General features: G+C 61.7%; 22 protein-coding genes. 15 read left to right on the top strand and 7 right to left on the bottom strand.

Annotated elements, in window-relative coordinates; genetic code table 11:
* The 6 genes from AC1DBQ_RS12615 to AC1DBQ_RS12590 all read right to left on the bottom strand — a co-directional run.
* Positions 1-242: aldehyde dehydrogenase family protein (locus tag AC1DBQ_RS12615; protein ID WP_476928822.1), on the bottom strand; the 242-nt coding region annotated here is incomplete at its 3' end.
* 134 nt (positions 243-376) lie between these two features.
* Positions 377-922, bottom strand: coding sequence for a carboxymuconolactone decarboxylase family protein (locus tag AC1DBQ_RS12610; RefSeq protein ID WP_476928821.1), 546 nt, complete (start codon positions 920-922; stop codon positions 377-379).
* Between the two features lie 130 nt (positions 923-1,052).
* Positions 1,053-1,658 carry a VOC family protein gene (locus AC1DBQ_RS12605; RefSeq protein ID WP_476928820.1) on the bottom strand — a complete coding sequence of 202 codons (606 nt, stop codon included), beginning with the start codon at positions 1,656-1,658 and terminating at the stop codon, positions 1,053-1,055.
* A 30-nt stretch (positions 1,659-1,688) separates the two neighbouring features.
* Positions 1,689-3,068 carry an MmgE/PrpD family protein gene (locus AC1DBQ_RS12600; protein WP_476928819.1) on the bottom strand — a complete coding sequence of 460 codons (1,380 nt, stop codon included), beginning with the start codon at positions 3,066-3,068 and terminating at the stop codon, positions 1,689-1,691.
* A 47-nt stretch (positions 3,069-3,115) separates the two neighbouring features.
* A complete protein-coding gene (locus AC1DBQ_RS12595; protein ID WP_476928818.1) occupies positions 3,116-4,096 on the bottom strand; it encodes a flavin reductase in 981 nt (326 codons plus the stop codon).
* 50 nt (positions 4,097-4,146) lie between these two features.
* The gene (locus AC1DBQ_RS12590) at positions 4,147-5,406 is read right to left on the bottom strand and encodes an acyl-CoA dehydrogenase family protein (protein ID WP_476928817.1); all 1,260 of its coding nucleotides are present in this window, start codon (positions 5,404-5,406) and stop codon (positions 4,147-4,149) included.
* A 302-nt stretch (positions 5,407-5,708) separates the two neighbouring features.
* Here AC1DBQ_RS12590 and AC1DBQ_RS12585 point away from each other — a divergent pair, with 302 nt between their 5' ends.
* Genes AC1DBQ_RS12585 through AC1DBQ_RS12575 form a run of 3 tightly spaced genes read left to right on the top strand, consistent with a single transcriptional unit; the run spans position 5,709 to position 8,273 of the window.
* Positions 5,709-6,608 (top strand): alpha/beta fold hydrolase, encoded by a 900-nt coding sequence (locus AC1DBQ_RS12585; protein WP_476928816.1) that lies wholly within the window; start codon positions 5,709-5,711, stop codon positions 6,606-6,608.
* The gene (hpaH, locus tag AC1DBQ_RS12580) at positions 6,608-7,414 is read left to right on the top strand and encodes a 2-oxo-hept-4-ene-1,7-dioate hydratase (protein ID WP_476928824.1); all 807 of its coding nucleotides are present in this window, start codon (positions 6,608-6,610) and stop codon (positions 7,412-7,414) included. The genes AC1DBQ_RS12585 and hpaH overlap by 1 nt, the downstream gene beginning before the upstream one ends.
* 58 nt (positions 7,415-7,472) lie before the next feature.
* Positions 7,473-8,273 carry an HpcH/HpaI aldolase family protein gene (locus tag AC1DBQ_RS12575; RefSeq protein ID WP_476928815.1) on the top strand — a complete coding sequence of 267 codons (801 nt, stop codon included), beginning with the start codon at positions 7,473-7,475 and terminating at the stop codon, positions 8,271-8,273.
* Between the two features lie 60 nt (positions 8,274-8,333).
* Here AC1DBQ_RS12575 and AC1DBQ_RS12570 read toward each other — a convergent pair whose 3' ends face one another.
* Positions 8,334-9,632 (bottom strand): TetR/AcrR family transcriptional regulator, encoded by a 1,299-nt coding sequence (locus AC1DBQ_RS12570; protein ID WP_476928814.1) that lies wholly within the window; start codon positions 9,630-9,632, stop codon positions 8,334-8,336.
* A 215-nt stretch (positions 9,633-9,847) separates the two neighbouring features.
* On the opposite strand from AC1DBQ_RS12570, the gene AC1DBQ_RS12565 reads away from it, so the two are divergent.
* The 12 genes from AC1DBQ_RS12565 to mhpA form a co-directional block, all read left to right on the top strand.
* The gene (locus AC1DBQ_RS12565) at positions 9,848-10,654 is read left to right on the top strand and encodes an IclR family transcriptional regulator (protein WP_476928813.1); all 807 of its coding nucleotides are present in this window, start codon (positions 9,848-9,850) and stop codon (positions 10,652-10,654) included.
* A 137-nt stretch (positions 10,655-10,791) separates the two neighbouring features.
* Positions 10,792-11,811 (top strand): ABC transporter substrate-binding protein, encoded by a 1,020-nt coding sequence (locus AC1DBQ_RS12560; protein ID WP_476928812.1) that lies wholly within the window; start codon positions 10,792-10,794, stop codon positions 11,809-11,811.
* Between the two features lie 5 nt (positions 11,812-11,816).
* Positions 11,817-12,668: an ABC transporter permease gene (locus AC1DBQ_RS12555; RefSeq protein WP_476928811.1), complete on the top strand. Its 852-nt coding sequence runs from the start codon at positions 11,817-11,819 to the stop codon at positions 12,666-12,668.
* A complete protein-coding gene (locus AC1DBQ_RS12550; protein ID WP_476928810.1) occupies positions 12,665-13,423 on the top strand; it encodes an ABC transporter permease in 759 nt (252 codons plus the stop codon). The genes AC1DBQ_RS12555 and AC1DBQ_RS12550 overlap by 4 nt, the downstream gene beginning before the upstream one ends.
* Before the next feature lie 9 nt (positions 13,424-13,432).
* On the top strand, positions 13,433-14,278 hold the full coding sequence (locus AC1DBQ_RS12545; RefSeq protein ID WP_476928809.1) for an ABC transporter ATP-binding protein: 846 nt from the start codon (positions 13,433-13,435) through the stop codon (positions 14,276-14,278).
* A gap of 102 nt (positions 14,279-14,380) precedes the next feature.
* Entirely contained in the window at positions 14,381-15,556 is a 1,176-nt protein-coding gene (locus tag AC1DBQ_RS12540; RefSeq protein ID WP_476928823.1) for a CaiB/BaiF CoA transferase family protein, read from the top strand.
* 53 nt (positions 15,557-15,609) lie between these two features.
* Positions 15,610-16,770, top strand: a complete 1,161-nt coding sequence (locus AC1DBQ_RS12535) for an acyl-CoA dehydrogenase family protein (protein WP_476928808.1) — start codon at positions 15,610-15,612, stop codon at positions 16,768-16,770.
* Positions 16,771-16,782: 12 nt separating this feature from the next.
* Positions 16,783-18,255 carry an aldehyde dehydrogenase family protein gene (locus AC1DBQ_RS12530; RefSeq protein ID WP_476928807.1) on the top strand — a complete coding sequence of 491 codons (1,473 nt, stop codon included), beginning with the start codon at positions 16,783-16,785 and terminating at the stop codon, positions 18,253-18,255.
* Complete coding sequence (locus AC1DBQ_RS12525; RefSeq protein ID WP_476928806.1) at positions 18,242-19,132, top strand: 3-hydroxyacyl-CoA dehydrogenase family protein; 891 nt, start codon at positions 18,242-18,244, stop codon at positions 19,130-19,132. The genes AC1DBQ_RS12530 and AC1DBQ_RS12525 overlap by 14 nt, the downstream gene beginning before the upstream one ends.
* 90 nt (positions 19,133-19,222) lie before the next feature.
* Entirely contained in the window at positions 19,223-19,921 is a 699-nt protein-coding gene (locus AC1DBQ_RS12520; RefSeq protein WP_476928805.1) for an IclR family transcriptional regulator, read from the top strand.
* A gap of 149 nt (positions 19,922-20,070) precedes the next feature.
* Positions 20,071-20,940 carry an alpha/beta fold hydrolase gene (locus tag AC1DBQ_RS12515; protein WP_476928804.1) on the top strand — a complete coding sequence of 290 codons (870 nt, stop codon included), beginning with the start codon at positions 20,071-20,073 and terminating at the stop codon, positions 20,938-20,940.
* 30 nt (positions 20,941-20,970) lie between these two features.
* On the top strand, positions 20,971-22,362 hold a 1,392-nt coding region (gene mhpA, locus AC1DBQ_RS12510), incomplete at its 3' end, for a bifunctional 3-(3-hydroxy-phenyl)propionate/3-hydroxycinnamic acid hydroxylase MhpA (RefSeq protein ID WP_476928803.1).

Below are 22,362 nucleotides of genomic sequence, written 5' to 3'. Positions count from 1 at the left end.
GTCCGGGCCCAGGCGGCCTGGGCCTTGTCGGCGGCGTCGAGCGCGGCGAGGGCGTCCTCGCTCGTCGCGGAGGCCAGGGTGGCGAGCACCTCCCCCGTAGCGGGGTCGTGGACGTCGAACGTGCCGCCGTCGGACGCCTCCCGCCACTGGCCGTTAATCAGCAGACCGGTAGGCACGGAAGCGAGCAGAGACGCCTCGCGTCCAGGAGAGGCTACAAGGGGAAATGCTGGAGATGGTGTCATCGATGAAGGTCCTAAGCATTGGCTGGGTGTCTGTACCGCGCGGAAGCGTTGCAGTCAGAAAGGGCTCGAGGTTCCTTGAAGACCGCGCGCTGTGCAGTTTCCCGGATGGCCCTACCGAAAGGCGCGAGCGAAAGCTAGGCGAGCTGGATCTTGAACGTCTCGACGGGTCCTGACTCGTGGTCGATCTCAAAGCTGTTCATTACGCGACTGACCATCATGTAGAAACCGATGAGCAGCACCAGCTCTACGAGTTGGCTTTTGGTGAATCTCTTCTCGACGCGGCGGAAGACGTCTTCGGGGGGCGTCGTCTCGCGCACCACCGCGTCGGTGAAAGCAATCAGGTCAATTTCGGAGTGGTCGAATGCATACTCGGTTTTTGGGTAGTCGCCGATGGCTTGGATTTTTGCGTCGGAAAGTCCCACGCGGCGGGCTACGACCGTGTGTTGCTGGATCTCGTAGGAGGCTTGCGAGAGGTGGCCAACACGGAGAATAACAACTTCGCGGTCGACGTGGTCCAAGGTGGAACCATGGCTAAGCCGTTGCCCAAGCGCAAGAACCTCTGCGCCAGCGCCGTCGGAATTGGCGATCATTCGGAAGATGTTTAGCTTCTTTTTTCCCTCTAGGGCTTTGACGATCTGGGGTGAGGCGTTCTCGGGCTCAAAATACTCAATACGGGCCATACGGGCTTCTCCAGGTGGTTGACAATGGCTCGGTCTCGACGAGCGGAGGCGGGAGGTCAGCAAGGTGAGCGATGCCATCCCAAGGAGCCGGGGTGGCTCCCTGGGATGGCATCTGAAATTTTTTGAGGCACTAAGAGGCCAAAGCGACCCGTGCTGCCTTCAGCTTGTCGGCCTGCTCCGCCATCCATTCGGCACGGGGCCGGGCTTCGGGATCTTGTTTGACCAATTCCATCGTTTGGCGCAAAATCTCGTCTTCGCTGTCGTCCAGGTTCAAAGGTTCTCCGAGAGGCTGCTGAGTGTAAAACTCGGAGTGGGTGTAGACCTCGATCATGTTCCCGTCCGGATCGTCGATGTAGATGCTCCAGGCGTTGCCGTGGTTCTTGACTACCTCCACGGGAATTCCCGTCTTGACGTCGTGGCGCCAAAAGGCCCGTAGTTCGCTGAGGGTTGGGACGAGGAAGGAGATTTGTGCCGTGGTGGGCGGGGTGTCCTTATCGCGGCCCTCAATAAGTGCCAGCTGATGGTGCTCTGAAGCGTCGCCTGTGAGGAAGGCGCCGCGGCGCTGGATTCCGGCCTTGCCGGACTTTCCGAGCCCGGAGTCGCTGATGATCATGCCGAACTCGCGGCAGTAGAACTCGACCATGGCATCCAAGTCCTTGCAGAAGATGCCCAGGTGCGCCAGCCGGGGGTTGAACTCGGTCTTTTGCTCGGCGGCCGTTGTGGTGGTTTCTGTCATCGTTCTTGTCCTTTGCTTTCTGTGGGATGCTCAGCGGGTCAGCTGGGCGGCGAGGTCGGTCACGTCGGTGACCTGCTCGAGGTTTTCAATCAGGTGGAGGGCATGCTTGGCTCGGTCTTCGCTGACCAGTCCCGAGAACCGGATATTCCGCCAGTACTTGTCGACGAGTGCCTCGTAGGACACTGGGGTGTCGAGCCAACCGGCGGGGTCTTCGCGGAAGGCTTCGACAACGCGGCCATCCTTCAGATGAACGGTCATCCGGACAGATTGGTTCTTGCCTATGGGCAGACCAGCCCGCAGAGTTATCCGCGCCGTCAGATCGAGCACGGCGGGGTCGTGAATAAATGCTTCCGTGTAGTGCTCAAGCTCTGGTCGCCCGCGATATAGGGCGTTCGCCACTGCGTACGGGATTGTGAACAGGAACTTTGGCTGCTGGTCGTCCGCGGTGGCCACCTGGTTCAGGAAATGATCGATCCGGTTCGGAGGCACATCGAGGAAGACTTCTTGCACCTGGTCGGCCGTAAAGTCGTGCTCGTCGCGAAGCAGCAAGGCACATTCAATCGGATTGTGGTTGCCGTAACACGAGGGGTGCAGCTTGTGCTGTCCCTTGACGTAGAAAATAGATCCGAGGTCGGCCAGCATGACATCAGGGTGCGGATCAGCGCAGTACAGGTTGAAGTAGCCAAGCCTGCTCTCGAGCGCGTCCTGCACTCCGGAGAATCCGCCAACCGAGAGCTGGCAGCTGAGGACACCGTTGTAGGCGGCCGCTGCCCCAGGAAGCTTGAAGGAGTGCACACCGTCCCAGATGCCTTGGTAAGAGCCGGCCATCAGATTCAGAGCGATCCCGAAAGCGTTGCGCAGCTGGTCGTGGTTCAGGCCCATAAGACGGCCGGCTACAGCGACGGCACCGAACGCGTTGGAGGTCCCGCACACTTCGAAGTCGGCATCAAAGTTAAACGTGTTGGAGACGGAGATGCGTGCTGCGACGTCACCGCCCAGGATCACTGCCGCGAGCATTTCCCTGCCCGGGGCGTGCGTGTATTCGCCCACATTCAGGGCCAGGGGCTCAGTGGTGCTGGCGACATGGCCCACCATCTTGCCCTTGTTTATCCCTTCGGGCTCCGGACCGCACACTTCAAAGTCGAAGGACCGCGTCTGCAGCGAATTCACCATCGCCGCATGTGGAAGGGGCAGCTTCGTCCCTGATCCCAGGACTGTTGCCTGCGGAGCTCCACCCCATTCGCTGAAGATGTTGAGCATGGCATCGTTTCCCGAAGCGCCGGCTCCGGACACTGTGCAGCCCAAGGCATCGATCAGGCGCTTCTTGGCCGCAAGAATCGTCTCCTCATTGAAGGCCTCGAACGGAGTGTCGAGTACGTGCGAGACCAACTGGTCGATGATGGAAGGCATAGTGGAATCTCCGGTTGACTGGAGCGAGTGCACGGGCGAGAGGGTCATCAGGCTGTGCCTCCGCGTCCAAGCAGGGTGCCGAGGACACGTTCGGCCGTAGCCAGGTCCTGGGCGGGGATCCCTTGGAGTTGCTCAACCGTAAACTGTTCGGCGCTGCGCCGCAGTGCGGCCCGTACTTCCCGGCCATCACCGGTGAGGTCCCACTCGCCGTCGGGCAATTGAGTCACTTGGCCCTTCTGGGCGAGTTCGGTCAAGGCGTCTTCCACGGCGCTTTCTCCCAGAAAGGTTTCCAACTCGAGAACATCGGTGGCGCAGGGACCCTGGGACAGGCGGTTGAGGATCCGGCCGGTGGCGACGGTTACCCCAAGTTCCTGACGGTGCTCGTGGAACAGGGCGGACATGTGATTATCCGCGTCCTTGATCAAGGACAGGAACAGCGACTCTTCGGATTCCTGGCTGCCATTGGCGGACGGCGCCACTGGCGCCGGTGTCGCCTCCGGATGGGCAACGGGAACACCATACTGTCCTTGAGCGAACAGCAGCGGGGCGCCCTCGAACCGAGCGAAACGCTCTACACGGCCAATCATGACGTGGTGGTCACCGCCGTCGACAATGGACTCGGTCACGCATTCGAAGTGCGCGATGGCGCCCTCGAGCAACGGGTCCCCGTGGCTTCCAGCATTCCACTTCGCCTGGCCGAACTGGTCAGGCTGCGGACGGCCAAATAATCCGGAAATTTCCATCTGGTCCTCGCCGAGGACGTTAATACTGAAGTGTCCGTTGTTCAGGAAGGCGGAGAGGCTCTTGGATTCTTTACGGATAGACCATAGCACCAGGGGCGGGTCGAGGGAGACCGTGGAGAACGAGTTCGCGGCCATGCCTACCATCTCGTCACCGGCACTAGTAGCAATCACCGTGACACCGGTGGCGAACTGGCCCAGTGCGCGCCGGAAGGCGCGGAAGTCGTCGGCGGGTTTGCCCTCCTCGACGGGGCCGGGGGAGTGCAACAGGTCAATTGCGTGATTCATCTGGCTGGTCCTTTCAGGGTGCGGAAGCGGGCTCACGAGGGCCCGGGACCTTACTTGTAGTAGCTGAGTGTGCCGAAGTCGCAGAACGGTGCGGGCGGCAGACCGAAGAGCTCCTTGACGTACTGACCGGCGGCGATTTCTTTGCCTGCGGAGCCATGGTTTCGCGCCGCCATGAGGTCCCGCATGGTCTGCTGCAGGGGGTTAGCGCTTGAGGATGCCGCCGCCCCTGCTATCGGCCAGATTTCGGCAAAGGATTCAAAGCTGGCGGCGATCGAGTCAGCGGCCTCGAACCTGACGCGCATGCGTTCGAGTGAGCTGGCTTCCTGCCCCTGACAGGCGACGTCGAACAGTTCGTGCCAGTTTTTCAGGTGACGGTTCTTTACGGTGCGGACGCGTGTGCGGGCCTCGGCCACCTTCAGGTGCAGGAACGGGTTCTGAGCCGCTGGTGCGCCGGTACCCTGCCGGGTCAGCCGGACCCGCGACTGCTCGATAAATGTCTCAATCCCCCCAGCTGCCGTGCCGATGGCCGTGTTGGCTGGAGTTGAGTTGAAAAGCGATAGCCAGGATACCCAGTACAGCGGGCGGTTGTTAACTTCCCACCCGGGATTGGCATCGTTGTAGGTCTCGATCAGCAGGTGAGTGCGGTATCCAGGGACAAAGACATCCCTAAGCGTCACGGACTTACTCCCGGTGCCCTTCAGGCCCTGAACGTCCCAGCTGTCCTGGTCGATTGCAACATCGTTGACCGGGACGACGAAGTTGCGGTCCCCGCCTCCGAGGATGACCCACTGTGCATGGTCCACGCCGCTGGAGAACGTCCATGTGCCGTTCAGGCGGTATCCGTTCTCCACTGCTTCATATTTGCCGATCGGGGCGTAGGAGCTTGATGCACGAGTGTCAGGACTCTCACCCCAGAACTCGTCCTGCATCCGCTTGTCCATAAGAGCAATTTCAAAAGAATGCACGTTTAGCTGACCGGCAATCCATGCGGCGGCGCTGTCCGCCTCTGCTATTCGCATAATGCCCTCGAAGAAGGAGGCGGGATCCATTTCGAGGCCACCGTACTGCATCGGGGTGAAGGCACGGAAGAGTCCAGTGCTGAGCATCGCGTTGACAGTATCGTCCGGAACACGGCCATCCCGTTCTGAGATTTGGCGGCCGTCGCGGACGGCGTCGACGATGCCGTCGACCGCAGCGAGGAACTTCTCTCCCTCATTAAGCGCCCGACGCCGGTATTCGCTCCAGTCCTCGGAACGGGGCGCATGGAAGTCCGCGGCTCTCTTGGTATCAGCTTGGGTTGTGGTGGGCATCAAATTTCTCCTTGGTGCAAGGACACGGTGTTACCGGGAGCATATGCCGACGCCGGGCACGACCGCGAGGGTTGTCTTCCAGATAGCGGAAGGAACGAATTTTCTTTTTTCAGCTGACGATCTGGTTGGTGGAAGCCGGCCTGAGCGACCGCTTCAAACCCGTAGACCGGTCATTCCATAATGCGGCATAAAACGATTCCCCGCTTCCCGCTGCGCCTCTAGTGTTGGTCCTCACGCACCCATGCCGAGAGGCGAATTTGTGGCGCTCACTCCGCCGCAGGATCCATAGAAAGGACTCCACCATGACCGGTGAAGCGAGCACTGGACGCTATCGCAGCGTATGGACTTACCTCAATGAAGTTCCGCATACCCTGGGCTGGGTCGATGCGGACGGGGTCCGCACACGTTACCTCGAGGCCGGGGATCCCCAGGGTCCTGCAATTCTTCTGCTTCACGGAACCGCGGGAAGCCTTGAGAACTTTTGCGCCAACTTCGGTGCACTCTCCGAAAGCCATCGCGTCATCGGTATAGACATGCTCGGCTGCGGCTACACGGACAAGCCGGACCGCCCTTATCTCATTGAGGACTACGCGGAGCACGCGCTGGCTGCGATGGACGCCCTCGGCATCCGGGAAGCGGCAGTGATTGGTGTTTCCCTCGGTTCCTGGGTTGGAGCGAGACTCGCTGTGGACCATCCGGACAGGGTCTCCCGGCTGGTTATGGTTGCCCCCGCGGGGGTGGTTGTGGATCCCGACGAGGAAAAGGATTTCGGTGCCGATGTACGTCGCCGGCGCCAGGACGCTGCACAGACGCCTTCCTGGCAATCGGTCTCGGCTGCGATGGGCGGGCTAATGCTGAATCCTGCGGATCTCATCGATGACTTGGTGGGCGTTCGATTGCGCATTTATGAACAGCCTGAGATGGCGCAGGCCATGGGGCATTTGCTGGCTTTCACCGCAGGCGGGCAGCACCTGTCCCGCGACGAATGGGCGCAGCTGAAACAGCCCACCATGATCATCGCCGCTATTGACGCCCCCAACATGTTCCTGGACAACGCCAGGCTTCTGGGGCGGCTGATTCCGAATGGCGTTGTGGTGGAAATGGCAGAATGCGACCACTGGGCTCAATTCGAACAGCCGGAGCGATTCAACCAAGTGGCCCAGGAATTTCTGGGTGCTCTGCAAATTGAGGGAGTCAGATGATGGTTTTTGACCAGTCAACGTCGCGTCTCCTGGCAGAGGAACTGCATGTAGCAGAGCAGAAAAGGGAGCAGGTCGGTCACTTTTCACAGCGGTTCCCACATATGAGCCTGGACGACGGTTACGCCGTCTCGCGGGCCTGGGCCCAAATCAAAGTGGACGAGGGCCAACGGATCATCGGGCACAAGATCGGACTGACGTCCCGGGCGATGCAGGTCAGCAGCCAGATCAACGAACCTGACTTCGGAACGCTCTTTGACGAGATGGTCTACGAAGCTGGGCAGGTGATCGCGGCAGAGCGGTTTATCCGTCCCCGCGTGGAGGTGGAACTGGCATTTCTCCTGAAGAGCCCGCTCGAAGGGCCGAACGTGTCCATCAACGATGTTTTTAACGCAACGGACCGGGTAACGCCCGCCCTTGAGATCATCGATGCGCGCATTGAACAGCTTGACCGTGAAACCGGCGCCCCCAGGAAGGTTTTCGACACTATTTCGGACAACGCCGCCAACGCCGGGATTGTTATGGGCGGAACACCGGTCCGTCCGGATGAGGTCGACCTGCGCTGGGTCAGTGCGTTGCTGCACCTCAACGGCGTGGTTGAAGAGTCCGGGGTTGCGGCCGCAGTCCTTGGCCATCCCGCCAGCGGGGTTGCGTGGCTTGCGCGCCGGCTGCACGGTTTTGGTGATCGGCTCGAAGCAGGGGAAGTGGTCCTGGCTGGGTCTTTTACCCGGCCCGTGGAGCTGGCTTCAGGTGACGTCATCCAGGCGGACTACGGCCCGCTCGGAACTGTGTCCTTCCAACTGCTCTGAACCAAGGAGACCGATGTCAGTTACTAGAGAAACCCCGCCCAACCGCTTCAAGCAGAGAATGGCTGCGGGTGAGATACAGATAGGGCTGTGGTCCGTACTGGCTGACGGCTATGCAGCCGAGATTCTTGCAGGCTGCGGATACGACTGGCTACTTCTGGACGCAGAGCATGGCCCCAACGACCTGCGCTCGGTACTGGCACAGCTGCAAGGCATCGCTGCCGCAGGATCGCTGCTGGGGGACCGCGCCCAGGATCTGTCCCAGGCAGTGGTCCGGTTGCCCCATGGTGACACGGCCCTGATCAAGCAGTACCTGGAAATAGGGGTTCAGAATCTGCTGATTCCGATGGTCAGCACCGCTGCGCAGGCAGCGGAACTGGTTCGTGCACTGCGCTATCCGCCGTACGGCGTCCGGGGGATGGGCAGTGGACTCGGACGATCATCTCGTTGGGGCCGCCTGACGGATTACATTCCGGCAGCCGCCGACAACATCTGCCTCGTAGTCCAGATCGAGACCAAGCAGGCACTGGAGAACCTTGAGGAGATCGTGGCCACGGAGGGGGTTGACGGCGTGTTGTTCGGTCCGTCTGATCTTGCCGCTGATCTGGGACATCCGGGGCAGCGCATGCACCCTGACGTCACCCGTGCCATTGAGCAGGGGGTTGATATTGCCAGGCGTGCCGGTACTCCGAGCGGCATCATGCTTACAGATGTCTCCGCGGCGCAGGGGTGGCTGAACAATGGAGTCACCTTCGCCGGTGTCGGTGTTGACTCCTCGTTGCTGATCCGGGCGGCCGATGACCTGTTGGGGCAATTTCGTGCTGCCCGTCCTCAAACGGCCGCCGCCGTCACCAGTTACTGACTCCGCCTGCAGGCACAGCTTGTGGCACACCATGGCCCCGCCGGTCCAGAGGCGGGGCCATCAGGCGCTTCCGGAAACCTGCGTCTGCCAGTGCTCGAAAGCTTCAGCGAGCATGGGAACCAGAATCCCAGCGACGGAGTCGGACGGCACCGGGTGCCCCAGTGCCGAACCGAGCATGAGTCCTTCGCAAAGGCGTGCAATGAGCCAGGCGAGGTGCTGGCTAATAGGATCTTTCTGCCCGGCCGTAGGGAGAACATCTTCGAACCAGCCGGCCAGTTGCGCCTCTGCTGAAGCGGTGCCGGCAAGTACCGCTGACCCGCCAGAAGTTGGCGGGTCCCAGCGCTGCAGCTTAAGCAGCAGGCCGCCTTTGACCGTGTCCGGCTGCGCATGGGCGTGACTCAGCACGGTGGAGAGCGCGGAGGACAACTCCTCCCGCCAGCGTTCACTCGTCACTGGCAACTGACGGAGAGGGGTCAGCAGGTCCAGGAATGGTTCTGCGACGGCGGCCCTGATCAGCGTGTCCTTGTCCTTGTACCGCCAGTAAACGGAACTGCGCTGCATGCCGCTTGCTTCGCAAATCCGGCTCATCGTGGCACCTTCATAGCCGTGTTCGGCGACCAAGGCCCGCGTTACGCGGAGGAGGTTGACGGCTTCCGGCCCTGTCTCCGGTGACGGCGGTTCGGCGGGGAGAGGAACATACGGTTCCTTTTCCGGGAAGAGCTGGCCAGTATGGCCGGAAGCCATGCCGAAGGCGCCGGCGAGGGCGTGCGCCACAATGGTGCTGCGACGGGCAGCATCGCGGTCCTCGACGGCGACGTCGGAGATGTAGTGCCCGTCGAGAAAGGCCATGGTCAACCTCCCCATCCACCCGATTCCCGCGGTCCTGTCGAGTCCTTTAGACGTCTCTTGCACCGCAAAGGCAGCGGCCCACCAGGCCTCGATACGCCGCTGGGCACCAGCCCGGCGGCGCTGGAAGGGTTCCTGGATCTTCGAGTTCGCAGCGCTTCCCTCCAATGCCAGCATGATGCCCAGCCGCAGCGGATCTTCGGACTCCGATGCGCGAAGCTCCGGTTCCAGCTCATCCCTCAACTGGTCCAGCAAAGGACGGGCAGGGTTGAACTCTTCCCACGAACGTCGGCTGGGGGCGACTCGCGCATACGAATTCTCCAGGGCTGCCGTAATCAGCTCGTCCTTGTTCTCAAAAAACCAATAGATCGAGCTTGCGGGGCGTTCAGTGGACCGGACAATCCTCGCGATAGTCGTGTTGTCGTACCCGTACCGGCTGACAAGCTGCACGGTGGACTGAAGGATACGTTGCAGACTGGCTTCACCGCGGGCGTTGCGGCGGCTGGTGTTCATAAAGTCTCCCCTCGGAGGGCTGTGCCGCGGAGGGCGGGAGCGAAGCGCTGCCACCCATCGTACTTCTGCTGCTGGCTGAAGCGGGCATTGCCAGCTTGTGGAACGCTCGTTACAATCAGTGTACCATTCACTACAGAAGTGAGTCAGCTCACCGGAATTCGCTGGAGCTGACAAGGATGGGGCAGGTCCAGCACTGGACGGAAGTGGAGTCAATGATGACAGCAGTAATAGAAGACCGGCATGATCTTCGCGACGTCTCCCGGGTAGAAGGGGTCAAAGGTGAAGGCCAAGGTACGGCCTCAGTCCTTAAGGCCCTCCAGCTGCTGGACGCCTTCCGCGACGGAGGCCCCGTCCTGGGCGTGAGTGAGATTGCGCGCCGGGTGGGAGTTCCCACTTCCACTGCCTTCCGACTGCTGGCCTACTTGGTTGAAGGTGGCTTCGTCTCCAAGGAAGGCACTCGCTATCGCCTGGCAGACAAGCTCTTCGAACTGGGAAACCAGGTGGCACTGTGCCAGCCCAAGGGCCTGCGGGAGCAGGCTTCGCCATATTTGGGCGAGCTCTACGCGGCGACCGGCATGACTGTGCGGCTGGCCGTACTCGAAGGCGCCGAGATTGTCCTCGTGGACAAGATCGTGGGACTTCGGACCGTCCCGGCCCCCACGGCCATTGGCGGCCGGGTGCCTGCGACCTGCACGGCCCTGGGAAAGGCGATGCTCGCGTTCCAGCCTGCAGAGGTGATGGCCGACGTCCTGCGAGGACCGCTTCCACGCCTCACGCGCTACTCCGCCGTGCACCCCCGCTTGCTCCAGAAGCAGCTCGTGGACATTCGTTCGACGCGACTGGGCTACGACCTGGAGGAATCCGTCCTTGGCCAAGTATGCGTGGCCGCACCGATCGTCCATCGCGGCGTGGCGGTGGCTGCCATCAGCATGTCAGCGCGCACGCACCAAACCAACCTTGTGCAGTCCACTGCCGCGCTTCAGCGCGCAGCGAGCCAGCTCGAAAGCGCACTCGGCGCCTAGATGTCCTGGCCTGTTTTGCGCCATGTGGAAAGATTCATTGCGCGCGGATCCCGACCTTCGTAGCATTCTGTACCAAGCACTACATAAGTGATGCACAGCACAACCCATTCCGTTTTACACGAGACCGGAGTTTTCCCATGTCCGTCATTACCAACTCGCCCGCCCGGGGCCGCCGCACCGCAGCCGCTGCAGCGACCGTCGCCCTCGCAATGATGCTCGGTGCGTGCGGTTCAGAATCAGGTGCGGCGCCCGCGCCGGCCGCAGCTGACCAAGTCAAGGACCTGAAGGTTGGCGCCACTCCCACGCTCTCCGGTCTGGGGCTTCGAGTAGCCATCAGCGGGGGAAATTTCGGCAGCGACGGCCTGACTGTCACTCCGGTTGTCAATAAGTCCGCCAATGATGCCGTTCCCCAGCTCCTTAGCGGCGAACTGCAGGTAGCGCAGATGGATACCATCACCTTCATGCAGGCCCGCAGCCAGGGCCTGCCGGTGAAGATCATTGCGGTGAACGGCGAGCAGTCCACCAATGGTGAGAACGGCGTCCCGTCTGCGGCCGGTGTTGTGGCCAAGGCCGACAGCCCGATCAGTTCGCCCGCGGACCTGGTTGGCAGAAAGGTCGGCGTGCCTGCGATCAAGACCCAGACGTGGATGAACATCCGGGCCTTCGTCGACGCCGCGGGCGGAGACTCTTCAAAGATCGAATTCGTTGAGGTGCCCTCCGCACAGACGATTGACCTGGTCATGCAGGGCACCGTAGAGGCGACCACGCCGGCTGAGCCCCTGATGTCCAGCTCCATCGCCGCAGGCAAGGTCAAGCTGGTCCACAACACGGACGCGCCCGGCAACAAGGGAGTTCCAAGTTCGGTATACGTCGCCACCGAAGAATTTATCGCGAAGAACCCGGACACCGTGAAGAATTTTGCCCAAAGCGTCTACGCCGCCGCTAAGGAGGTCAACGGTAACCGCGAGCTCGCTTCGAAGGTGGCCCAGTCGGAGCTCAAGTACACACCCGAACAGCTCAACAAGGCCTTCTATCAGACCTTTGCCGCTGAAGCGACGACGCCCGCACTTATTGATAAAGTCGCCGAGCTTGCCGTCAAGTACGGGATCCTGACCAACAAGCCCAAGGCCGAGGACCTCCTCGCTGATCTCTCATGAGCGAAATGACCACAAAGAATAGCGCGGCAGCCTTGGCCGGCGCCCGGCTAAAATCCCGGAAAAGCGGTTCCGCCTCCGCTGGGCTGCGCCGGGTGGGCTCCATTCCGAAACTGGTGGCAATCGCCGCGGTCCTGATCCTGTGGCAGCTCCTGTCCATGAGCCCGCTTGTGGACAGCGAAAGCCTTCCCGCTCCAGTGACCGTCCTTGCGGCGCTGATCGGACTTTGGGGAACAAGTGCGTACTGGACCGCTCTGGGTAACACGCTGCAGGTGTGGGCCATCGGGCTGGCGCTGTGTGCCGTGATCGGGATCCCGGCCGGACTGCTGATTGGGGTTTCCGTGCGGGCCACCCAAAGCACTCGATGGGTGATCGACTTCTTCCGCACCATTCCGACCATTGCGCTCCTGCCGCTTGTTCTCTTGCTGTTCGGGGCAACGAGCCGGATGGAAATTACGATGATCGTTCTGGCCGCAGTGTGGCCGCTGCTCATCCAGTCAATGTACGCGGCCAAGCAGGTGGAACCCTTGCTGAAATGGGTGGTTCGCGTGTTCCGGATTTCTACTGCGGACCGTTTGCGTTTCCTCTGGGCACCGAGTGTGACCCTGCTGGTTTCCACCGGAATGCGCCTGGCAGCGACGATGGCTCTTCTGATGACCATCAGCGCCGAATACATCGGCGGGGCACCAGGTCTTGGATTGGAGCTGTCCCACATGGAACAGGCCTTCAAACGCCCGGAGGTCTTCGCCTACGCCATCACCGCAGGCCTGATCGGCCTTCTAATCAACTCGGCCCTCGTCCTGTTCCAACGCCGGGTCCTCTGGTGGCATCCGATTATTCGAGGGGAGCGTTCCGAATGAAACGCCTCACATCACTTGCCTGGGAAATCTGGCTCCCATTCGTCCTTATCGTCCTCTGGCTCGTACTCTCGGCTGGCAGCAAGTCCTTTTACTTCCCCCCGCTGGCCAAAATTCTGGAGACTGTAAACCAGCTGTGGTTCTTTGACGGGATCATTGAGAACATGCTGCCGAGCCTGTCGCGGATCCTGACCGGATTCGGATTGGCCCTGCTTGTCGGCGTCGTCGGCGGCATCCTCCTGGGACTCTTGCCCCGTTTCGAGGAAGCGGTCAGGCCACTTCTGGAATTCCTGCGGTCCACACCCGGCGTTGCCCTGCTGCCCATCGCCATCATCTTCCTGGGCATCGGCGACGGCATGAAGGTCTTTATGATCGCACTGGCCTCCACGTGGCCCATCCTGTTGAACACCATCGACGGCGTGCGTTCCGTGGAGCCCGTGCTGCTCAGGATGGCCAGCAGCTACCGCATCCCGCTCAAAGACAAGATTCGCTTTATTTACGTTCCCAACGCGGCGCCGCAGATTTTTGCCGGGGCGCGTGTGGCACTGGCCATTGCCGCCGTCGTCATGGTGGTCACCGAAATGATCGGCTCCCCTGGTGGAATTGGATACTTCATTCTCGACTCCCAGCGCACCTTCAAGGTGTTGAACATGTGGTCCGGCATTGTGATGCTTGGCGTGCTGGGTTATCTCCTCAATTTCGGATTCCGCCTGGTTGAGGCCCGGGTCCTCGACTGGCACAACAAGAAGAACGCTTAGGAGCCTGACATGAATAACTCTCAAACCCCGCTCGCGGGCCGCGTCCCGGCGCAAACTGACGAGCTGCTCGTCGTGGAGAATCTCGGCAAAAGCTATGGCGACCACCAGGTGCTCGGGGACATTAGCGTCACCGTCCGCTCAGGTGAGTTCATGTGCATTGTCGGACCGTCCGGTGCTGGCAAAACCACCCTCCTGCAGTGCCTGTCGGGGCTCACCAACCCCACCAGCGGGACGGTGTCGCTCCGCGGCAAGGTGGTTACGGAACCGCCCGCTGAGATGGCTATTGTCTTCCAGGACTACTCCCGTTCGCTGATGCCGTGGCTCTCTGTTCTGGACAACGTCATGCTTCCCCTGCGCTCAGCGACCAAAGACAAGGCAGAGCGCAAAAAGAAGGCAATGGAAGCACTGGTCGAGGTGGGACTTAAAGACCACGTCGACAAGTACCCCTGGCAGCTGTCCGGCGGTATGCAGCAGCGCGTCGCCATCGCACGGGCCCTGGCCTACGCCCCGGCGATCGTGCTCATGGATGAGCCGTTCGCCTCCGTCGACGCACAGACCCGAGGGGACCTGGAAGATCTGACGCTGAAGCTGAAGAACCACTTGGGCATCACGATCGTGCTCGTCACCCACGATATTGACGAAGCTGTTTACCTCGCCGACCGTGTTCTGGTACTGGGTAAGAAACCGACGGAGGTTGTTGATCTCATTGAAACCAATCTGGGTGCGGAGCGCGATCAGATCAGTACCAAGGCGACCCGCGAATTCGCCCAGCTGCGTACCCGCGTCTATCAGGAAATCAAGCACGGCGATATCCCCAGCTCCGCCGGGTCGGTGGCTGCCCCGGCAGTCAGCTAAGCGGTGCCTGCCACATCACAGCCAGGCGCAGAGCGGAAGGAAAATTCCGTCCAGCCACCGGGCGACCCTCAGTCAGTCTCAAGGCGCGCGCCGTTGGACGGCATTCTTGTTGCCGACTTTTCGCGGGTCCTCGCTGGCCCGCTGGCGACCATGACGCTGGCCGACCTCGGGGCGCGCGTCATCAAGGTCGAACGTCCCGGCACAGGCGATGACACCCGAAGCTGGGGGCCGCCCTTCTCACCAACCGGAGCAACCTACTTCGAAAGCGTCAATCGCAACAAGGAATCAATCTGCCTCGACCTCACGGACCTGGACGATCTCGAATTGGCACGCGAGCTGAGTCGCCGGGCCGACGTCGTCGTTGAAAACTTCAAACCAGGCGGCATGGCCAAGCTGGGGCTGGGGTATGCCGAACTGGCAGCAGCGAACCCCGGCCTCATTTATGTGTCGGTCACCGGGTTCGGCAGCGGAGGCGGAGCCGACCTTCTCGGATACGACTTTGTGGTCCAGGCGTTGGGAGGCCTGATGAGCATCACCGGGCAGGCTGATGGCGATCCCACGAAAGCGGGTGTGGCACTCGTAGATGTCCTCACCGCCAAAGACGCAACCATCGGGGTGCTGGCAGCACTCAACGAGCGCAACCAGTCTGGGAAAGGTGCACTGATAGAGGTCAACCTGCTCTCAAGCCTGCAGGGAGCGTTGGCCAACCAGGGCCAAAGCTACCTGGGCGCCGGAAACGTACCGGCCAGGATGGGCAACGACCATCCGTCGATCGTTCCCTACCAGTTGCTGCAGTGTGCTGACGGCCCGTTGGCGGTCGCGTGCGGAAACGACAGGCAATTCGTCAAGCTCTGCGGCGCCCTGGGCCTCGACCACTTGGCGGCAGACGGGCGGTTCCAGACCAACAACGCACGGATCCGGCACCGCCTGGAACTCATCCCCCTGCTGGAAGATGCGCTGGCCTCCTCGGGGGCCCAGGACTGGCAAGACACCCTTAACCGGGCAGGCGTCCCCTCAGGACAGGTTGCAAGCATCAAGGAATCCCTGGAGTTCGCAGAATCGCTGGGCTTGGAGCCCACGATCCCCGTCCATGATGCCAGCGGTGAGGTCACCGGCCGTCAGATCCGCCACCCCATCAGCTGGACGCCCCCACTCCGGGAACGCCGTTCAGCCCCGCCCCTCTTAGGCGAACACAGCGAAACGGTGCGGCACTGGCTTGCCGGGACCGCCACTGATAGTACGGAATCTCCCGCCACAAGACAGACGGCCGGGCTGTAACGCGTCCCGCCTTAATCACCACCCATTCGTGGAACACCGCGCCAAAGGAAGCCATGACCGACGCTACAGATCTGCTCAACTTCGACACCCTACTCAGCCCGGACGAGATCGCGCTCCGAAACTCCGTACGTTCCTTCGTCGACTTGACCATCAAGCCCAACATCTCCGCCTGGTACGACTCCGCCGTCTTTCCGCTGGAAATTGTCCCCGAAATGGCCAAACTTGGCCTCCTCGGCATGCACCTGAAGGGCTACGGCTGTGCCGGCCGCTCCGCCGTAGAATACGGCCTGGCCGGCGCCGAGCTCGAAGCAGGGGACTCCGGCCTCCGCACCTTTGTCAGCGTGCAGGGCTCCTTGGCCATGAGCGCCATCTACAAACATGGCTCCGAAGAACAGAAGCAGGAATGGCTGCCCCGGATGGCTGCCGGTGAAGCGATCGGCTCGTTCGGGCTGACCGAACCGACCGCTGGCTCGGACCCTGGCGCAATGAAGACCTTCGCACACAGGGACGGCGACGACTGGATCATCAACGGCTCCAAGCGGTGGATCGGCCTCGCTTCCGTGGCCAAGCTGACGGTTATCTGGGCCCAGACGGATGACGGCGTCCGCGGCTTCATTGTGCCCACAGATACGCCAGGATTCACCGCGACGCCCATCGAGCAGAAGCTATCCATGCGAGCCTCCATCCAATGCGACATCGAGCTCACGGACGTGCGTCTTCCTGCAGAAGCCATGCTCCCGAACGCCAAAGGCTTAAGGGGACCTTTCGAGTGCCTGAACGAAGCACGCTACGGCATCATCTGGGGCGCCATGGGTGCGGCGCGGGACAGCTACGCCACAGCTCTGGCCTACGCACAGGAGCGTCTGCAGTTTGACAAGCCGCTCGCCGGCTACCAGCTCACTCAGGAAAAACTCGTGAACATGGCACTGGAAATCAACAAGGGTTTCCTGCTCGCCCTGCACTTGGGCAGGCTCAAGGACGCCGGGATGCTGGAACCACACCAGATCTCGGTGGGCAAGCTCAACAACTGCCGTGAGGCCATCAAAATCTGCCGCGATGCACGTGCCATGCTGGGAGGCAACGGCATCACCTTGGACTACTCACCACTGCGCCACGCCAACAACCTGGAATCGGTCCGCACCTATGAAGGCACCGACGAGGTCCACACGCTGATCGTCGGAAACAAGATCACCGGCATTCCTGCCTTTCGCTGAGAGAGCAACCCAATGACAACAGCTATCCAGCTTCAACACCTCATCAATGGGGCCTGGCAAGACGGGACCGCTAGCCCCGTGGCCAGCAGCAACCCGGCCCGCCCCGGCGAGACTGTCGCCCACGGCCTCCAGGCAGGCGAGGCTGAGGTCGACCAGGCCATGGCAGCCGCCACTGCAGCCAAGCGGGACTGGGCCCGGACCCCTGCCCATGAAAGGGGTTCAGTGCTGCTCGGCGCGGCCGCCATCCTGGAGGAGTCCGCATCAGACCTCGGACTTGAACTGGCCCGGGAGGAAGGCAAGACCCGCACCGAAGGTGAAGGCGAAGTGTTGCGGGCCGCTCAGATCCTCCACTACTACGGGAACGACGGAGACCGCGCGGCCGGCGGGATCTATTCCTCACCCCGGCGCGGTGAGAAGATCCTGGTGACGCGCAAGCCCTTAGGCGTGATCGGGGTAGTGACCCCGTTCAATTTCCCGATTGCCATCCCGGCATGGAAGATCGCCCCAGCACTGGCTTACGGCAACACCGTGGTCTGGAAACCGGCCAGCACTGTTCCGCTGCTTGCCATGCGGCTTGCGCAGGCCCTCAGCGCGGCCGGCCTTCCAGCGGGTGTACTCAATCTCCTGATAGGCCCAGGCGCGATAGGCAACAGCATTGTTGAACATCCCGCGCTGGACGGACTGACATTTACCGGGTCCACCGGTGTGGGCAGGAGCCTTGCCTCCAAAGCCGCCGGCCGCGGTGTTCCCGTGCAGGCCGAAATGGGCGGAAAAAACGCCGCCGTTGTGCTCGCTGACGCTGACCTTGACCTGGCAGTCGAACAGGTGATGCTAGGCGCCTTCAGGTCATCCGGACAAAAATGCACCGCCACATCACGCTTGATCGTCGCCGAGAATATCGCCGACGAGTTTCTTGCCGAACTCGGGAAGCGGGCGGCCAATCTCTCGATAGGGGATCCGACGGCGGCCGGGACCGAGATGGGGCCGGTCATCAATGCGTCCGCCCGCAAGTCCATCCAGCAGGGAATCGACACCTCACTCGCGCAAGGAGCCAACCTCCTCGCCGGCGGGCACCCCTACACCGAGGGCGCCCTGGCCGAAGGCCACTTCATTGCCCCGACCGTTCTCGAGCTGCCAGACGACGGTATGCAGAATGTGTGGACCGAAGAGCTTTTCGGGCCAGTGCTGAGTGTTCGCCGTGCCCAATCAACCCGGGAAGCTTTTGAGTTGGCCAACGACAGCGAATTCGGCCTCTCGGCGGCACTGTTTACCCAAGACTTGACCACAGCTCTGTCAGCCATGGAAGAGATCGACGTCGGGATCCTGCATATCAACTCCGAATCAGCCGGGGCCGACCCCCACGTTCCCTTCGGCGGGGCCAGGAAGAGCGGCTACGGGCCGAAGGAACAGGGCGAAGCCGCCAAGGAATTCTTCTCACACACCACAACCGTCTACCTGCGCGGAGGCAAGGATGCTCAGCCCTGACCCCTCACGTCCCGGGATCCGACGCGTACTCGTCGTCGGCGCCGGCGCCATGGGCTCCCAGATCGCCATGGTCTTTGCCCTGGCCGGGCATGATGTCACTATCCAGGACATAGCGGAGTCAGGACTGGCAAAAGCGAGCGCGCAGCTTACTGATCGCCTTGGCAGCTCTGTCGCTAAAGGCCGCATGACAAAGGCCGCCGCCGAGGAAGCTCTGAGCCGGCTCAGCTTCAGTACCGACCTCGATCAATCCGCATCCACGGCGGACTTCGTCATCGAAGCCGCCACCGAAAAATTGGAAATCAAACAGCAGATTTTCGCTGACCTTGACCGAAGCGCCCCTGCCCACGCCATTCTCGCCACCAATTCCTCCACCTACGGCTCTTCAAAGGTCGCCAGGATAACGAGCCGGCCAGAGCTGGTCTGCAATGTGCACTTCTTCAACCCCGCCCTGGTGATGAAGTGCGTGGAAGTGGTCCGCCACCCGCTGACTTCACAGGAGACAGTAGATACAGTCATGGACCTGGTCCGCACGATCGGGAAGCAACCGGTCCTGATCAAGCAGGAAGTCCCCGGCTTCGTGGCCAATCGACTGATGGGCGTACTTCGCGACGAAGCGCTGGAACTGTACAGTTCCGGCGTGGCCAGCATTGAGGACATCGACACAGCCGCCAGAACGGCACTGGGCCACCCTATGGGTCCCTTCGAACTCATGGACCTCGTAGGGCTCGACGTCAACTGCATGATTGCCCAGGCCACCTACGAGGATACCGGCGACCCCGCAGACCTGCCCCATCCGATCATGCAGGAAATGTATGAAACAGGGAGGCTCGGACGCAAGAGCGGGAACGGCTGGTACAACTACGAAACCACTCGATGACAAAAAGAAGTGGCTCCTGCCGTAACAGGCGTCCGTTATGACAGCAGGAAAATGTGAAACCCGGTTTTCTCTCGTCACTAGGATGTCCGTGTGACTACAGAATTGCCCGGCGGCCCGTCAAGGACCGTTGGCTCCCAGACACTTGCCCGCGGACTGGAGGCGTTAAAGGCAATCGCCGATGCACGCGACGGGCTTGCGATCAATGACGTCGCCGGGCTTCTGGGTGTGCACCGCACTATTGCCTACCGCATCCTCAATACGCTGAGCGACGCGAAGCTGATACACCGAGGCGACGACAACCGCTACCGGGGCGCGGCAGGGCTGCTCCAGCTCACATCCGCAGCGCATGATGCGATCCGTGCCGCGGCCCTCCCGGTTCTGCACGATGTTGCCAATGATCTGTCCTCGACTGTCTCCCTGCTCGTCAGGGAGGGGGACGACGCCGTGGCACTGGCGGTGGTGGAGCCGCGGGGTCCCTCCTATCATGTCTCGTTTGCGCAGGGCAGCCGGCATCCGCTCAATCGTGGAGCGGCAGGGCTCGCCATCCAAGCAAGCCAACCGCCGTTGCCATCGGAAGCCGAAGCTGTCCGGGACGCCAGAGCCAAGGGATATGCCATTACGTTCGCTGAGGTTGAACCAAACATGTATGGCCTGGGTGCACCAATACGAGGTTCCGGACCGGAGCTCGCAGCCTGCATCAACCTCATTACGACCCGGAAGGAAGTCGCGGAAGGCGCCGCAAGTGCCATTGTTGCCGCGGCCGAGCGTATTTCCAGCCGACTCGGCTGAGTCTAGAACTGACAAACCAGGGCTGCTCACATTCCACTAGGCGGCAAAGGGCGGTGACACCACTTCAGTACTGTGGTCTGCTGTTGCCATTGAAGTGCCGTTATCGCCTTAAAGAGTGCGTTAAATACACAAACTAGAGGATTCCAACCATGACAGAGCGACCTTACACCAGCGTCTGGTCCGACCTTGCCCAAGCTCAATTCAGCCAGGGCTACATCCAGGCCGGCCCGTACCGGACCCGCTACCTGCACGCAGGGGACTCCTCCAAGCCGACGCTCATCGCCATGCACGGGATCACCGGCCACGCCGAAGCGTACGTCCGCAACCTTCAGCCCCTGTCCGAGCACTTCGACGTATGGGCCATCGATTTCATCGGCCACGGCTACAGCGCCAAGCCCGAACATCCGTTGGAAATCAAGCACTATATCGAGCAGCTCCTCGGCTTCATGGAGGCTATCGGCGTCGAGAAGGCATACCTCACGGGAGAATCCCTGGGCGGCTGGGTCACGGCACAGTTCGCCGTCGATTACCCGGAGAAGGTGGAGCGCATCTTCCTGAACACCATGGGCGGCACGATGGCCAACCCGGTAGTTATGGAGCGGCTGTACACGCTGTCCATGGAAGCTGCCAAGGACCCGTCCTGGGAGCGGGTCAAGACCCGCCTCGAATGGCTGATGGCCGATCCCGCCATGGTCACCGACGATCTGATCCGCACCCGCCAGGCCATCTTCCAGCAGCCGGACTGGCTCAAAGCCTGTGAGGCCAACATGGCCCTCCAGGACCCTGAGGCGCGTAAGCGCAATATGCTCACGGACGACGCCTTGGCCCAGATCAAGGTTCCGGCACTGGTGTTGTGGACCACCAAGGACCCCTCCGGCCCCGTGGACGAAGGCCGCCGGATCGCCGGCCTCATTCCCAGCGGCGAACTGGCCATCATGGAAAACTGCGGCCACTGGCCCCAGTACGAGGATCCGGCCACGTTCAACAAGATCTTCCTTGACTTCATGCTGGCTCGCTAGGACCAACTGCAACGACGCGAAAGCACCAAAATGACAAGCAACAACTTCGACATTGAAACCGACGTCCTGGTGGTGGGCGCCGGCCCAGTGGGACTCATGCTCGCCAACCTGCTCGGCATGTACGGCCAGGACGTCACTCTCGTGGAACAGCTGCCAGAGCTGATCGACTACCCGCGCGGAGTCGGTATCGACGACGAATCCCTCCGCTCAGTCCAGACAGTCGGTCTGACGGACACGGTTCTGCCGCACACCACCGCCCAGCACATCATGCGATTGGTCAACGGCCGGGGCAAGGTCATCATGACCAACGAGCCCAGGGCTGATGAGTTCGGCTGGCCCCGCAAGAACGGTTTCGTCCAGCCCCTGGTGGACCGCGCACTGTTCGACGGACTGGACCGCTTCGCCTCCGTCACGGCGCACTTCAGCCACACAGTCGTGGACGCAACAGAAACAGCCGACGCCGTCATCGCCACCGTTGAATACAACAACGGCGGAGCCACCGCGGTCAAGCGGATCAAGGCCAAATACCTGGTGGGTTGCGAAGGCGGCAAGTCACCGACCCGCAAGAGGCTTGGAACAACCTTTGAAGGCCAGTCCCCATCGACCCGCTGGCTCGTGGTCGACGTCGAGAACGACCCCCTGGGCACCCCCAACGTCTTCCTGGGCGCGGACCCGAAACGCCCCTACGTGTCCATCGGACTGGCGCACTCCATCCGACGCTGGGAGTTCATGCTCTTCGACCACGAAACCGACGAGCAGGTCACGGACAAGAAATTCATCCACAACCTGCTCAAGGACCACGTCCCCAACCCGGGCGACCTGGAAGTGATCCGCGAACGCGTCTTTACGCACCACGGCAGGATCGCCGGCACGTTCCGCAAAGGCCGCCAGATAATTGCCGGCGACGCCGCACACCTGATGCCCGTCTGGATGGGCCAGGGCTGGAACTCCGGGGTCCGGGATGCCACCAACCTCGCCTGGAAACTGTCCACTGTGCTGCGGGGCCAGGCGGGGGAGAAGCTGCTCGACACCTACGAGGACGAGCGCCGCGACCACGCCAAGGCCATGATCGACCTCTCCCTGACCCTGGGTGCGGTCATCAAGCCCACCAATCCGGTGGTGGTGGGCGCCCGCGATGCGACAGCGGCGGTCCTGAACCTGTTCCCCCAGGTGAAGTCCTACTTCTCGGAGATGCGCTTCAAACCGATGCCGCGCTACACCAAAGGTGTCGTCGTGGACCCCACCTCGGCCGCCCCCGGTACCGCTAGCGCACGGCTCACCAGCAAGCTGATCCCCGTCCTGACGGCAAATAACCGCAACTCGGCGGTGGGTGTGCAGTTCATCCAGCCCCGCGTGAACACCAAGGGCGGCCAGGGTATCCGCCTTGACGAGGCAATCGGCAAATGGTGGACCGTGCTGGCG

The organism is Arthrobacter sp. 10T413_2, assembly GCF_056394205.1.
Note: the sequence above shows the minus strand (reverse complement) of the source record. Positions and strands in the feature narration are given on the sequence as shown.

Coding starts and splice junctions, on each gene's coding strand:
- AC1DBQ_RS12610 (WP_476928821.1), bottom strand. CDS start 922: ATGGCCCGTATTGAGTATTTTGAGCCCGAGAACGCCTCACCCCAGATC.
- AC1DBQ_RS12605 (WP_476928820.1), bottom strand. CDS start 1,658: ATGACAGAAACCACCACAACGGCCGCCGAGCAAAAGACCGAGTTCAAC.
- AC1DBQ_RS12600 (WP_476928819.1), bottom strand. CDS start 3,068: ATGCCTTCCATCATCGACCAGTTGGTCTCGCACGTACTCGACACTCCG.
- AC1DBQ_RS12595 (WP_476928818.1), bottom strand. CDS start 4,096: ATGAATCACGCAATTGACCTGTTGCACTCCCCCGGCCCCGTCGAGGAG.
- AC1DBQ_RS12590 (WP_476928817.1), bottom strand. CDS start 5,406: ATGCCCACCACAACCCAAGCTGATACCAAGAGAGCCGCGGACTTCCAT.
- AC1DBQ_RS12585 (WP_476928816.1), top strand. CDS start 5,709: ATGACCGGTGAAGCGAGCACTGGACGCTATCGCAGCGTATGGACTTAC.
- hpaH (WP_476928824.1), top strand. CDS start 6,608: ATGGTTTTTGACCAGTCAACGTCGCGTCTCCTGGCAGAGGAACTGCAT.
- AC1DBQ_RS12575 (WP_476928815.1), top strand. CDS start 7,473: ATGGCTGCGGGTGAGATACAGATAGGGCTGTGGTCCGTACTGGCTGAC.
- AC1DBQ_RS12570 (WP_476928814.1), bottom strand. CDS start 9,632: ATGAACACCAGCCGCCGCAACGCCCGCGGTGAAGCCAGTCTGCAACGT.
- AC1DBQ_RS12565 (WP_476928813.1), top strand. CDS start 9,848: ATGACAGCAGTAATAGAAGACCGGCATGATCTTCGCGACGTCTCCCGG.
- AC1DBQ_RS12560 (WP_476928812.1), top strand. CDS start 10,792: ATGTCCGTCATTACCAACTCGCCCGCCCGGGGCCGCCGCACCGCAGCC.
- AC1DBQ_RS12555 (WP_476928811.1), top strand. CDS start 11,817: ATGACCACAAAGAATAGCGCGGCAGCCTTGGCCGGCGCCCGGCTAAAA.
- AC1DBQ_RS12550 (WP_476928810.1), top strand. CDS start 12,665: ATGAAACGCCTCACATCACTTGCCTGGGAAATCTGGCTCCCATTCGTC.
- AC1DBQ_RS12545 (WP_476928809.1), top strand. CDS start 13,433: ATGAATAACTCTCAAACCCCGCTCGCGGGCCGCGTCCCGGCGCAAACT.
- AC1DBQ_RS12535 (WP_476928808.1), top strand. CDS start 15,610: ATGACCGACGCTACAGATCTGCTCAACTTCGACACCCTACTCAGCCCG.
- AC1DBQ_RS12530 (WP_476928807.1), top strand. CDS start 16,783: ATGACAACAGCTATCCAGCTTCAACACCTCATCAATGGGGCCTGGCAA.
- AC1DBQ_RS12525 (WP_476928806.1), top strand. CDS start 18,242: ATGCTCAGCCCTGACCCCTCACGTCCCGGGATCCGACGCGTACTCGTC.
- AC1DBQ_RS12515 (WP_476928804.1), top strand. CDS start 20,071: ATGACAGAGCGACCTTACACCAGCGTCTGGTCCGACCTTGCCCAAGCT.